The organism is Sporosarcina ureae DSM 2281, from assembly GCF_000425545.1.
Classification (GTDB): Bacteria; Bacillota; Bacilli; order Bacillales_A; family Planococcaceae; genus Sporosarcina; species Sporosarcina ureae.
The window spans coordinates 70,844-83,979 of the sequence record NZ_AUDQ01000007.1 but is presented as its reverse complement, the minus strand read 5'-3'; the positions used below and the strand labels follow the sequence as shown (position 1 = coordinate 83,979).

General features: G+C 43.5%; 12 protein-coding genes. 8 read left to right on the top strand and 4 right to left on the bottom strand.

Features of this window, described 5'->3' with window-relative positions; translation table 11 throughout:
- The first annotated feature begins 13 nt into the window (after window positions 1-13).
- Both H605_RS0108550 and H605_RS0108545 read left to right on the top strand, forming a co-directional pair.
- Window positions 14-913 (top strand): CobW family GTP-binding protein, encoded by a 900-nt coding sequence (locus H605_RS0108550; RefSeq protein WP_029053837.1) that lies wholly within the window; start codon window positions 14-16, stop codon window positions 911-913.
- 178 nt (window positions 914-1,091) lie between these two features.
- The gene (locus H605_RS0108545) at window positions 1,092-1,745 is read left to right on the top strand and encodes a CAP domain-containing protein (RefSeq protein WP_029053836.1); all 654 of its coding nucleotides are present in this window, start codon (window positions 1,092-1,094) and stop codon (window positions 1,743-1,745) included.
- A gap of 367 nt (window positions 1,746-2,112) precedes the next feature.
- Here the strand turns inward: H605_RS0108545 and H605_RS0108540 are convergent, their stop codons facing one another.
- Entirely contained in the window at window positions 2,113-3,468 is a 1,356-nt protein-coding gene (locus tag H605_RS0108540) for an MATE family efflux transporter (RefSeq protein WP_029053835.1), read from the bottom strand.
- Window positions 3,469-3,553: 85 nt separating this feature from the next.
- Here H605_RS0108540 and H605_RS0108535 point away from each other — a divergent pair, with 85 nt between their 5' ends.
- The 4 genes from H605_RS0108535 (at window position 3,554) to H605_RS0108520 (ending at window position 9,217) form a co-directional block, all read left to right on the top strand.
- On the top strand, window positions 3,554-4,627 hold the full coding sequence (locus H605_RS0108535; protein ID WP_029053834.1) for an undecaprenyldiphospho-muramoylpentapeptide beta-N-acetylglucosaminyltransferase: 1,074 nt from the start codon (window positions 3,554-3,556) through the stop codon (window positions 4,625-4,627).
- Between the two features lie 186 nt (window positions 4,628-4,813).
- The gene (locus H605_RS0108530) at window positions 4,814-7,624 is read left to right on the top strand and encodes a 2-oxoglutarate dehydrogenase E1 component (RefSeq protein ID WP_029053833.1); all 2,811 of its coding nucleotides are present in this window, start codon (window positions 4,814-4,816) and stop codon (window positions 7,622-7,624) included.
- Window positions 7,625-7,723: 99 nt separating this feature from the next.
- Window positions 7,724-8,956, top strand: coding sequence for a 2-oxoglutarate dehydrogenase complex dihydrolipoyllysine-residue succinyltransferase (gene odhB / locus H605_RS0108525; protein ID WP_029053832.1), 1,233 nt, complete (start codon window positions 7,724-7,726; stop codon window positions 8,954-8,956).
- 63 nt (window positions 8,957-9,019) lie between these two features.
- Window positions 9,020-9,217, top strand: a complete 198-nt coding sequence (locus H605_RS0108520; protein WP_029053831.1) for a DUF6501 family protein — start codon at window positions 9,020-9,022, stop codon at window positions 9,215-9,217.
- Window positions 9,218-9,561: 344 nt separating this feature from the next.
- On the opposite strand, the gene H605_RS0108515 is transcribed toward H605_RS0108520, so the two are convergent.
- The gene (locus H605_RS0108515) at window positions 9,562-10,815 is read right to left on the bottom strand and encodes a toxic anion resistance protein (protein WP_418347000.1); all 1,254 of its coding nucleotides are present in this window, start codon (window positions 10,813-10,815) and stop codon (window positions 9,562-9,564) included.
- Window positions 10,742-11,311, bottom strand: a complete 570-nt coding sequence (locus H605_RS0108510; RefSeq protein ID WP_232321227.1) for a 5-bromo-4-chloroindolyl phosphate hydrolysis family protein — start codon at window positions 11,309-11,311, stop codon at window positions 10,742-10,744. Before H605_RS0108510 ends, H605_RS0108515 begins: the two co-directional genes overlap by 74 nt.
- 324 nt (window positions 11,312-11,635) lie before the next feature.
- Here H605_RS0108510 and H605_RS0108505 point away from each other — a divergent pair, with 324 nt between their 5' ends.
- Both H605_RS0108505 and H605_RS0108500 read left to right on the top strand, forming a co-directional pair.
- A complete protein-coding gene (locus H605_RS0108505; protein ID WP_029053828.1) occupies window positions 11,636-11,929 on the top strand; it encodes a DUF1033 family protein in 294 nt (97 codons plus the stop codon).
- A 209-nt stretch (window positions 11,930-12,138) separates the two neighbouring features.
- Window positions 12,139-12,339, top strand: a complete 201-nt coding sequence (locus H605_RS0108500; RefSeq protein WP_029053827.1) for a cold-shock protein — start codon at window positions 12,139-12,141, stop codon at window positions 12,337-12,339.
- A 47-nt stretch (window positions 12,340-12,386) separates the two neighbouring features.
- Here the strand turns inward: H605_RS0108500 and H605_RS0108495 are convergent, their stop codons facing one another.
- The gene (locus H605_RS0108495) at window positions 12,387-13,079 is read right to left on the bottom strand and encodes a hypothetical protein (protein ID WP_029053826.1); all 693 of its coding nucleotides are present in this window, start codon (window positions 13,077-13,079) and stop codon (window positions 12,387-12,389) included.
- Window positions 13,080-13,136 lie beyond the last annotated feature (57 nt).

Sequence of the window (13,136 nt, the reverse complement as noted above, 5' to 3'; positions counted from 1 at the left end):
GGATGATCCACACATGATTGATGTATATTTACTCAGCGGCTTTCTCGGAAGCGGCAAGACGTCGTTACTCGTAAATCTAGTCGACCAAGTAAAAGAATCCGGTAGACAACCAGCTGTATTGATGAATGAATTCGGAGAACTGAACATCGACAGCCAAATCGTCGAGGATGCAGGAGAAGTTCCGTTAAAAGAGTTACTAAACGGCTGTATATGCTGTACGGGTGCGGAATCTACGGAAGCACAATTACAAGGCTTATTAGCAGATTACCCCGAGATTGACGTACTGTTCATTGAAACGACTGGTGCAGCTCACCCCGTAGAAGCGTTAGACGCCGTATACTCGCCGTTATTCGCAGAGAAACTGGACGTTAAGGGAATTGTTACCGTAGTGGATGCCAAGCGCTGGATCGACCGTGACAAGCTCTCACCACGTATACAAGCATTATTCCTTGAACAAGTCCGTCACGCACACTTTATGGTGCTCAATAAAACGGATTTGCTGACAGACAATCAATTAGCTTTCGTGACGATGCAAGTGACACAATTTAATAGTTACGCACCGCTCGTCCAGACAATGAACGCGAAAGTCGATTTCAGCTATGTCGAGAAGATGGTCAATGTGGCGGCACCAAAACAGTCGGTCACAACAGGTAGTGGTTTGCCTCTCGTTTCAAAAGTGTTGTCGTTTGACGCACCGATCAACCAAGAACATTTTGAAGACTGGGTGCGCACATTACCGGACAGCGTCTATCGGATGAAAGGCTATATTCAACTAGAAGGTTCTCGGTACTCGCATTTATTCCAATATGCATATGGCATGGTCAACTGGATACCGGAATATATGCAAATTCCGTCTAAATTGGTGATCATCGGGGAGCAGCTGACCGACATCGAGTATTCGCCAAAAAACTAGTTGTCAATAGCTTTTTGTTGGTAAAGGTCTTCTCCACTGGACAAAGTTGCTAATTATATCGTTCTTAAACTCTCATTTCATAGCTTTGTAGAGTTTGTTGGACAAATTGGTTAGAATGACCAATATCTCTCCTTTTCTTTGACGTTATGCTAAGTCTCGTAGAAAAGGAGGGACCAAGATGAAAAAACCGTTATCACTCATCTTATTAAGCTCAGCTATTTTATTGCCTACTCATGCAGCAGAGGCAAGCACGACAAATCAGGTGCAAACTCACACGTATACGTGGAGTGTATCGAACAAGCAGGACTATTCATGTTACTGGGGCAACTATCAGAAGCCACAGCAACCTAGTAAGCCGGTAGCGAAACCGACACCGCCTGCACAACAACCTACTCAACCAACCAAACCAGTGGAGAAACCACAAACAGACAAGCCAGCACAGCAGACAGCGAATGTGTCTGCTACAGAGCAAGCCGTACTCGATTTGACGAATGCGGAACGTACAAAAGCAGGCCTCAAGCCGTTACAGATCGATGCAGCTTTACAGAAGTCCGCAAAGCAGAAGTCAGCGGATATGGCAGCGAACAACTATTTCTCTCATACAAGCCCGACATACGGTTCACCGTTTGATCAAATGAAGCAGAATGGCGTTACATACCGTTCGGCAGCCGAGAACATTGCGATGGGTCAACGCAGTGCACAGGATGTCGTGACAGCTTGGATGAATTCAGCTGGACACCGACAAAATATCCTGACACCTGGGTTTACGCATATCGGTATCGGGTATGATGCGAATGGACATTATTGGACGCAGCAGTTTATACAGAAGTAAGAAGGTGAAGGTCAATGGATTTATATCCATTGACCTTTTTTTAATTGGGAGAGTTTGAGACTTCATTCGCGTGATAGACTGGCATCGTTCGTTGTGTACGTTTGAGTGATGGGTCATGACTGATAGAGACGCTGGGGTAATGAGCGGATACGAGCTGTTATAGAGCGCTTAACGTAAAGTAATGAGCGGTTGCAGACGCTGATTGAGCGGTTGGCGGTGACGATAGAGCGGATACGCATGAACTATGAGCGCTTAAGACGAATTTATGAGCGAAACCCGCGCCACTCTCACCAGTTATTCACTATTGAAACTCACAACTACAAAAAAGGTCGATGGAATAAAATCTCCATCGACCCATACATATCTATTATTCAACTTCACGGTACTTATTCTGTATATACCGTAACCTAAACGAAAGAATCACCGCACCCACCGATAGACCAACGATGAGACCAACCCAGTAACCGTATGCGCCTAGCTCTGTATAGCGGGCAAGAACGAATCCCGTTGGCAACCCAATGAGCCAGAATGACACGACGCCGACTAAGAACGTCATTGTCACGTCCTTATAGCCGCGCAACGCACCTTGGATCGGCGCTTGCACCGCGTCCGATAGCTGGAATAGTGCAGCATAGATGAAGAAATGTACGGCCAGTGTAATAATCGCTGTGTCCGTCGTATACATAGAAGCAATCGACTCACGGAACGTCAGTAAAATGAATATGGATAAGAAACTGAAAATAACTGCGAACGCTATGCCGAGATACGTATATTCCCGCGCGTCTTTCGTTTTATTGGCACCAATGGACTGTCCGACTAGTATCGTCGTCCCCATCGACACACTTAACGGCACCATATAGAGAAGAGACGTAAAATTGAGCGCGATCTGGTGAGCCGAGATGACTTGTGCGGTATAGCTACTCATCAATAACGTCACGACGGAGAAGATACTCGTCTCAACGAAAATAGATAGACCGATCGGCACGCCGATGAGTAAAATTTCTTTCCATTTGCGGAAGGAGATTCTTTGCCAACCACTAAACAGCGTATACTCCTTAAAGTGGCGGGACGACCAAGCAATCAGTACCGCTATGAAGAATACGAGCCAGTACGTGAATCCAGATGCATACCCTGCACCGGCACCCCCTAGTTCTGGAAACCCGAAGTTACCGAAAATTAATAGATAGTTCAATGCAATATTGATTGGCGCGGACAACAGAATGATAAACATCGAGACACGGGTTGCACCGAGTGCGTCAAAGAATGAACGCAGTACGGTATAGGCCATGAGTGGAACTAATCCAATACTCATGCCAGTCAAGTAGGCGGAAGCTACTTCTATAACTGGCGCATCGAGTGGCATTCTGGTAATGGCCGGTAACACGACAAAGTGGATCAGCACGAAAATGATTGCTGAAAGTGCGAGAGATACGTATAATGCTTGCTGGACAGTAGGACGGACATCGTTTTTATTCTTCGCACCGATTTGCTGTGCGATAATAGGAGTCAGGCCCATCAGAATTCCGGAAAGACCGGTGTAGACCGGTATCCAGAAGGAACTGCCGATGGTCACGCCTGCTAAGTGGAACGTGTCATAGCGTCCGGTCATGAGAATATCGAAGAACGACATCAGATAAAGCGCGACTTGCGTAATGACAATGGGAATCATAATTTTAATGAAAATGGATGTTTTTTGTTGCAAAGGTTTCGTTGCAGTAGTCATAGTTTTGATTTCCTCTACTAATGTTTTCGTTTTGACTATTGTAGCATGAAATATAGTAGGCAACGTATAGGGAAGGATGGAAAGAATGAAGCAACCGGTAGTCGTATTAACAGGTGGCGGTACAGCAGGACACGTATCCGTCAATCAAGCGTTAATTCCTGTATTTTTGGATAAAGGATATAGCGTGCATTATATTGGTTCCCATGAAGGAATCGAAAAGGAACTGATCGCGGAAGGTCACCCGGAAGTGGTGTATCATGCGATTCAAAGTGGAAAGTTACGGCGTTATTTCTCAATGAAGAATTTTACGGATCCATTTCGTGTCGGTGCTGGGACATTACAGGCGCTCGCTATTCTTCGTAAAGTAAAGCCGGAAATAATTTTTTCCAAAGGCGGATTCGTTTCCGTACCTGTTGTGATGGCGGCTAAGCTTGCGAACGTGCCAGTCGTTGTGCACGAGTCGGACGTCACGCCTGGTCTTGCGAATAAATTGGCATTGCCGTTCTCTTCGCAAATTTTCACGGTCTTCGAACAGACGTTGCAGTACGTGCCGACAGCGAAATCTATGTGTACGGGTCCAATTATTCGACCAGAGCTGTTTATGGGTGATCGAGAAGAAGGATTGCGCAGAACGGGTTTGAATTCCGAAAAGCCGGTATTTATTATTATGGGAGGTAGTCAAGGCTCTGCCGTGTTGAATGAAGCGGTGCGTAATGAACTGCCCGACTTACTTAAGAAGTATCAGATCATTCATTTATGTGGTAAAGGGAATGTGGTGGAAGGTCTTTCAGTGGCGGGGTACGTGCAGTATGAATATGTCACTGATGAATTGCCCGACCTGCTCGCAGCTGCTGATTATGCGATTTCGCGTGCGGGGTCGAATGCGATTTTCGAATTGCTTGCGATCCATAAGCCGATGTTGCTTGTTCCGCTTGCAGCGTCAAAGAGTCGGGGCGATCAAATATTGAATGCGAAATACTTTGCTTCCAAAGGGCTGGCATTACAAATAGAAGAAGAACAATTCGAAGTGCAGTCTGTTACAGAACAATTTGATAGACTCATGAAGGAAAAAGCTCGATTGCTGTCGAATATTGAAAAGACGACAGAACCGAAGACACCTGAAAAGATGGCAGAATTGATTTTGTCGTTCCAAAAATGAGAATGTACGTGAAGTGCCTAAGAGACGTAGTTTTCAGTATTATTTAATATATTTTTAAGAACTTTGCAGAAAACTACGCATATTAGGATTAATCCCTTTCAGTTCTAAGGTTTGCGTGCTATTATTATGTAGAAGTAGTGAAAATAAACACAACAAGCCATTTGGCAAATGTGGAGGTCATATTACATGTCGAACAATGTGGATTCCCATCGTTCCCCGTATGCTAATTTTTCGGGTCCAAACCTTGGGTATGTAATGGAAATGTACGATCTGTTCAAAACAGATCAAGATGCAGTAGATCCTGATTTAGCAGAGCTATTCAGGAATTTTGGTGCGCCTCAGATGGATGAGTCAGGTCAAGAGGCAGTTATAGCGCAAGGTTCCCAAACGGATTTGCGTAAAGTTCTTGCCGTTTATTCTTTACTTGAAGCTATTCGTTCTTATGGACATCTTGCAGCAGACATTTATCCATTAAACGATCGACCTAAAGATACATCACGTCTTGAACTGTCCTATCATGGATTGACAGAAAGCGATCTGGTCGGATTGCCAGCAACTTTGTTCTTGAAAAATGTTCCAGCGACAGTTGAAAACGGATTAGATGCAATGAATTATTTAAAGTCTCTTTATACAGGCTCCATTGCATACGAATTCTCTCACTTGATCGATGAAACAGAGCGTAACTGGATTCAATCAAAAATTGAAAACGGCGACGTACAGTCAAAAATGCAAGGAGACGAGAAAAAACAACTTCTTGAGCGTTTGACGAAAATTGAAGGCTTTGAAAAATTCATTCACCGTACATTCGTTGGAGCAAAACGTTTCTCTATCGAAGGTGTAGACACATTAGTCGTCTTAATTGATGAATTAATGCGTCTATCCGAAGATGCGCAAATGGAAAAAGTGCTAATTGGCATGGCTCACCGCGGACGTCTGAATGTATTGACGCACAACTTAAACAAACCATACGAAATGATGTTTGCAGAATTCGCAGGCGTACCTGCTTCACCGTTCTTGCCAAAAGACGGATCTCTTGAAGTAACTCGCGGCTGGTTCGGCGACGTGAAATACCATATGGGTGCTCTTCATAAAGGTAAATCTGGGATGAATCGTTTCCTTGCGTACAACCCGTCTCACCTAGAAGTGGTAAACCCGGTGATTACTGGTCAAACTCGTGCTGCACAAGAAAACACGGACAACCCAGGTATTCCACAACAAGATACAAATAAAGCATACGCGATCTTAGTACACGGTGATGCTGCGTTCCCTGGACAAGGTATCGTTCCGGAATCATTCAACTATTCTCGCGTTCGTGGTTTCAGAACAGGTGGATCGGTTCACGTCATCGCCAACAATACAATTGGCTTCACGACGGAATATTATGATTCCCGTTCTACACACTATGCATCCGATCCAGCAAAAGGCTATGAAGTGCCTGTATTCCACGTGAATGCAGATCACCCAGAAGAAGTACTAGCTGTTGCTAAACTGGCATTTGAATATCGCCAGGCGTTCGGTAAAGACGTACTAATCGACTTGATTGGGTACCGTCGTTACGGACACAACGAAATGGATGAGCCACTAGTAACGAATCCAGTGATGTACCACGAAATCCATAAACACCCAACAGTTCGTGAACTTTACGGACAACGTCTAGTAGAGCAAAAGCTCCTAACAGACGAAGAGGTTAAGGAAATGGACAAGTCGGTGATCGCAACGATGCAACAAGCGTACGATCACGTAAAAGAACAATCAGCAGACGCACCGGAAATTTCCAACGCAACGCCGGAAGTCGTACAAGCTGGACTTCCACGTGACCTTGAAACAGGGGTAGCGGAAGATCGCCTTCGCCTAATGAACGAAGAGCTATTAACATACCCGGATGAATTCACTGTTTTCAACAAATTGGATAAAATCTTGAAGCGTCGCCTGGAGCCGTTTAAAGGTAAAGGGAAGATTGACTGGGCACATGCGGAGCAATTAGCATTCGGTTCAATCATTCAAGACGGTAAACCAATCCGTATGTCTGGACAAGATATCCAGCGCGGTACATTTGCACAGCGTCACTTAGTATTACATGATGAAAAAACAGGTGAAGAACTTGTTCCATTGCATCATATTAGCGGATCCAATGCTTCATTCGTGGCGTATAACAGCCCACTGTCAGAAGCAGGAATCGTAGGTTATGAATTCGGTTATAACTTAGAAGAAGACAAAACGATGTCGATCTGGGAAGCGCAATACGGTGACTTCTCGAACATGGCACAAGTTATGTTCGACCAGTTCGTATCTTCAAGTTATTCGAAGTGGGGTCAGCAATCCGGCCTAGTGCTATTGTTGCCGCACGCATTTGAAGGACAAGGACCAGAACACTCCAGTTCACGTATTGAACGTTACCTACAACTTTGTGGGGAAAACAACTGGACAGTCGCGAATATCTCCAGCGCAGCAAACTACTTCCACGTATTGCGTCGTCAGTCGAAAATTCTCGGCAGCGAAGCAGAACGTCCGTTAGTTATTGCTACACCTAAGTCTTTACTTCGTCACCCACTAGTTGGAGCGGATGTTGAAGACTTAACGGAAGGTCACTTCAAGACGGTTCTCGAGCAACCTGGCACAGGGAAAAAGCCTGAAAAAGTCAAAAAGATCTTGTTTGCAAGCGGGAAGATGGCAATCGACTTGGCTGAAAAGATTAAAGACGGCGAAGGATTCGACTACTTGCACGTGGTACGTGTAGAGCAGCTATATCCATTCCCATCCGACAAAATCAAAGAAATCGTTGCACGCTACCCGAAAGTAAAAGATTTAGTATGGGTTCAGGAAGAGCCGAAGAACATGGGTACATGGTCATTTGCTTATCCATTCCTAGAAAAATTAGCTGACGGTAAGAACATTTCGTATGTAGGACGTATTAAGCGTTCAAGTCCTTCTGAAGGTGACGGCGCTTCTCATAAAAAAGAACAAAATCGCATCATTGAAGAAGCTTTAAAAAAGTGATATAACAAGTAAGGAAGCTTTACAATTAAATTTAAAAACTACTTAAACAAAGTAGCTTGTCCGTTAATAAAACGGTATACCTACGAGGAGGAATTTATTGTGGCAGAGATCAGAGTACCTGAACTAGCAGAATCAATTACAGAAGGTACAATTGCAAAATGGTTAAAACAACCCGGTGAAAACGTGGATAAAGGTGAATTCATCGTTGAATTGGAAACAGATAAAGTAAACGTCGAAGTCATCTCAGAAGAAGCAGGCGTTTTGTCTGAACTATTGGCTGCAGAAGGCGACACAGTTGAAGTTGGCCAAGTTATCGCGATTGTAGGGGAAGGTTCAGGTGCACCGGCACAACAAGCTCCACAAGCAACTGAAGCTGCAGCACCTGCTCCAGCGCAAAAAGAAGAAACTCCGGCTCCGGCGGCAGCTGTAGCGGAAGAAACATCTTCTTCAGACCGCACGATTGCAAGCCCAGCAGCACGCAAGCTTGCTCGTGAAAAAGGTATTAATCTTGCAGACGTATCACCTGTTGATCCAATGGGTCGCGTACGCGCACAAGACGTATCTGCTCACAACAACGCTCCAGCACCTAAAGCTCCTGCAGCACCAGCTGCTAAAGCAGAAGCAAAGGATGACGGCCGTATTACACGTCAGAAAATGACTCGTCGTCGTCAAACAATCGCTAAGCGTTTGCTTGAAGTAAGACAATCCACAGCAATGCTGACTACATTCAATGAAATTGATATGTCGAAAATGATGGAACTTCGTTCACGCAAAAAAGACCAATTCTTCGAGCAAAACGATGTACGTCTAGGCTTCATGTCATTCTTCACGAAAGCAGTCGTTGCAGCATTGAAGAAATATCCATATGTTAACGCTGAAATCGATGGCGATGAAATTCTATTGAAGAACTACTTCGATATCGGTATCGCAGTATCTACTGACGGCGGACTAGTTGTTCCAAACGTAGTAGACGCAGACCGTAAGAGCTTTGCTGAAATCGAAGCATCTATCGGAGAACTTGCGAAAAAAGCTCGCGACAACAAATTGACAATGGCTGATATGACAGGCGGTTCATTCACCATTACAAACGGTGGGGTATTCGGTTCACTATTGTCTACTCCAATCCTTAACGGTACACAAGTAGGAATCTTAGGTATGCATACAATTCAGAAGCGTCCAGTAGCTGTTGGTGACAATATCGAAATTCGCCCAATGATGTATGTTGCACTTTCTTATGATCACCGTGTAATTGATGGGAAAGATTCAGTAGGATTCTTGAAGATGGTTAAAGAGTTGCTTGAAAACCCTGAAGACCTTCTACTAGGTTCTTAATTAACTCAAATCAAGCGACCCGCTAATCAGCGGGTCGTTTTTATTTAAGGAAGGAGAGATTGTATGTCATTTTTACAATGGTTGGATGAACCTTCGTTGAAGACGGTGACGTGTACGCATACCGATGCAGCGAAGTATTTGGTTAGTAATATGCTGACAGTAGGGAAGTCGTATGAAGTAAAAAACGAGACAGAAGAATTTATCTTTGTAGTAGATAATTCTGGCAAGGTCGGCGGGTATTATAAGACGTATTTTGAGTGATTGATTGGTGAATAGATAGTATAGTAGGGATTTTGAGACGATTCTTAATTGAATCGTCTTTTTTATGTTTGAGATGGGTAGGGCGGGAAGTGTTGTAGTTTGAAGTTTTAGACGTGATTAACTGGTGAGGACGGCAATGCGGGTTTCGCTCATTAAATCGTCTAAGCGCTCATAGTTCAAGCGCATTCGCTCTATAGTCACTGCCAACCGCTCTATCAGGTGCCGCACCTGCTCATACGATAACACTAAACGCTCTATCGTAGACTGTAACCGCTCAAAGCCCGCAACCGCTCTATCGGTCTAGGCCGATATACTGAACTTACACAACAAAAAAACCGTCTCTCTTACGAGGGACGGTTTTGTGACTCTTCATATACAGCGAGTAAACGTGTTTTGAGGTCTTGTTCCATTTTAGCGATCTCGGTCTCAGCAGCTTTGCGTTTCGCGCGGCCATCCGCTTGGATCAGTAAAGTTTCTTCGATCGTCTGGATCAAGTTCTCCTGTGTCGTCTTCAATGTATCGATTTCAATAATACCTTTTTCGTTCTCTTTTGCGGTTTCAATACTATTCACTTTCAACATTTCGGAGTTACGAAGCAACAAGTCGTTCGTAGTCTTAGTGACAAGCTTCTGTGACTCCACAGCCTTTTGTTGACGGTTTAGCGTCAGGGCAATTGCAATCTGGTTCTTCCATAGGGGAATCGCCGTCATGATGGATGCCTGAATTTTCTCTGCCAACGTTTGGTTCGTTTGCTGGATCATGCGAATCTGTGGAGCACTTTGAATCGTGATTTGACGGGATAGTTGCAAGTCGTATAGGCGTTTTTCTAAACGATCAACAAATTGTGCCATATCGTTGACTTCTTGGACCATCATTTGATCGTCTGACTGCTGTGCTTTTTTATGCAGTTCAGGAATGATTGTACTATTGATTTCATGGATCTTTAATTCCGCAGCTGCGATGTAAACGTTCAGTGCTTGGAAGTAGGTTTTATTTTGTTCATACAAATTATCTAGCATGCGGACGTCATCCATTAAACCGCGCTTGGAGTGTTCTAGTTGAACGCTTATTTTATCGACTTGTGTGCCGAGTTTTTCGTATTTAGTCATAATTTCTTTAATCGGGCGAGTCGCCTTGTTAAATAAACGACTAAGACCTGATTTCTTTTTATCCGATAAATCGTCTGTATCAATTTCGGATAGTTTAGCCATTAATTCATTCAGTACCTCACCGACAGGGCCGATGTCTTTGCTTTGTACATGATCAAGCATTTTGTGTGAAAAGTTGGATAGTTCATTTTGTGCATTAGCACCGTAAGAAATGACAGCTTCGTAATTACCAACAGGAATTTGTGAAGCCAATTGTCTTGCTTTGTCTTGTTCTTCAGGTGTTAATCGGTCGATCAATTTAGCGGGTGCTGCTGTGTCTGCCAGCGAATTTTCCATCTCTTTCGGAAGCAAGCTAGCATCCATATCAAATGGATTGTCGAGTAGGTCATCCATTGTTTTTTCTTGTAGTACGTTTTTATCTGTCATTAGAGTGTTCTCCTTTCGATTCAAGCAACGGTTTGTCTCTCTTGAGTGTAATATCGACGTAATCAATTTCCATACGGAGCTGTTCCAAATCAGTTGATACAGCGTTGCGTAGATCTCGTTCCATTTCGAGGCTCAAATCGGACAATGTTTCGCGTGTATGTTGTAACGCGACTTTGATATCTTGGTCTTTTAATGGTTGATTAACGAGTAGGCTGTACTTTGATGTTAATTCAACGACAGAATCAAGATGAGCATAGAAAAAGCTTTCGACTTGATAGAACTTTCTTGGATTGGACTGGACGATCTTAATGATGCGTCGAGCCATCGAAGACATATCGTATACTTGTCTGAATGCCTGTATTGAACGAACTTGTCCGTACATACTTCCGAGTTGTTTTAGCTTCCGTTTAGATTCATTCACTTGTTGTTCAATATGTTTATATTCAGAGCGCGCCATCCCGAATTTTTTTAGTGTGGAGCGTAACTGCAGTTCTTTAATTCCTACGTTGCCTCCTGCATACAGTGCGATCCCGATCGCGGAGCTTATGAAAAAGTTCATGCTTGTACCGCCTATTAGGAGAGCCCATGTCAGGAAACTAGTCGGAGCCATAATTACATGTCGTGTGAAGAAATTTTTTATATTATTCATGATGGTTCAGGCCGCCTTCCATTCTGACTCTATATAATACTTACGGATTAACAGCGAAAAGGTTTCATTTATCGTGTAGATAGTAAGGTTACTGGAGCCTATATCAATTATAGCCGAAAACCGCCGAAAACTCATATATTACGCCACATGAATCAATTTACTTTGATAAGCGAGTTGAATTTGCTAGAATGAATATCATTCCTGCATAGCGAAAGATAAAGGGGTGCTTACTGAATGTATGAAGTGGTATACATGAAGGCGGACTTTGAGCCGTGGTGGATGTTTGAAGAGTGGAGAGACTACTCCGTTTCATCCAAAACATTTACGAATATAATCGACACAGAATCATATATTAAAGAAGTGATCGGGAAGATGGAACCGTATTTCGAGCATTATGAAGTTCGTAAAGGCTGCTTCCATGCATTTTGGTCGACTTCGGAAAAACACTATTGCGAAGGCTGTGAGGGAGATTTACAATTGTATCACGGCATCATTGTGTTAGTAGACGGAGAACCAAACATATCGTAAGAACATTCTGTAAAAATGTATTTATTCAATTGACAAAGAAGCCCAGTATGTTATACTAGACGTAAGTAAATCAATCGAACGACCGTATGCTAAGAGATTCACCTATTACAAAAGGGATCGGCGACGTCGGCAACTTTTGTAATACGTGAATTTTTTTGTATGTTAAGGTTCGTGTATTAAAGTATTTATATTTTTTTGGAGGTAATCGAATGAAACAAGGTACAGTGAAATGGTTTAACTCAGAAAAGGGCTTCGGTTTTATCGAAGTTGACGGAGAAGAAGACATCTTTGTACACTTCTCAGCAATCCAAGGCGAAGGATTCAAATCTCTTGACGAAGGTCAGCAGGTTGAATTTGAAGTAGTCGAAGGTAACCGTGGTCTACAAGCAGCTAACGTTGTTAAAATCTAAACCACTTAAAAAGGCGCCTAGTGTGGCGCCTTTTTGTTTGCAAAAAATCAAGGTTGTGTCACTGTTTCTAGGCTAGACGTGACAACGAATTCTTCTTCGCCTTCCATCGGCATCACCGATTCACGTTTAACTTCTCCGAAATCCTTCACGAGATAGATCCTGTTCACAAAGTCATTTCCAGCCTGCTCCATTACGACCGCATCTTCAAATTGCTGATAAGGCGTTTCCACTGAGGCATTCATCTCGACAATCTTCCAGTCATCAAATGTTGTCCCTACTTCGATAGGACCTTTCAAATACGTACGGACCGGATTCATGGACTCTAGCTCAGCTGTCGTTGGGACTCCAGCATCCAATTCGATATGTTCCTCTTGCAATACTTGAATTTCATCTCCATCCACTTTAAATACTTTTTGAACGAATGCACCACCGTTGTTTTCGTGTATCACGACATAATCTTGTGCAGGTCGTGCAACAGTGATATCTAGCTCAGCAAATTCATTACCGACACCTTTATAATGCGCGCTGGAGCCGTCAGGAAGAAAGTAATCCAAGAGAGATACGTCGGTTAAATTAGCATCCTCGTTGCCATTTTGCTGTTCTGACTTGTCAGTGTCCGTCCCTTTTTGATTTGTCTCTGAAGAGTCAGTCTTACCATCCATCGACGTAGTAGGCTTGTTTGAGCATCCAGCGAGCACGAGAAGCAGTGCAGCCATTAGAAACCATAAATTGCGTTTCATAATGAAAAACCTCCTTTTACTTTGTGTTATTCCCTTCATAGTGGAATCTATTCGTAG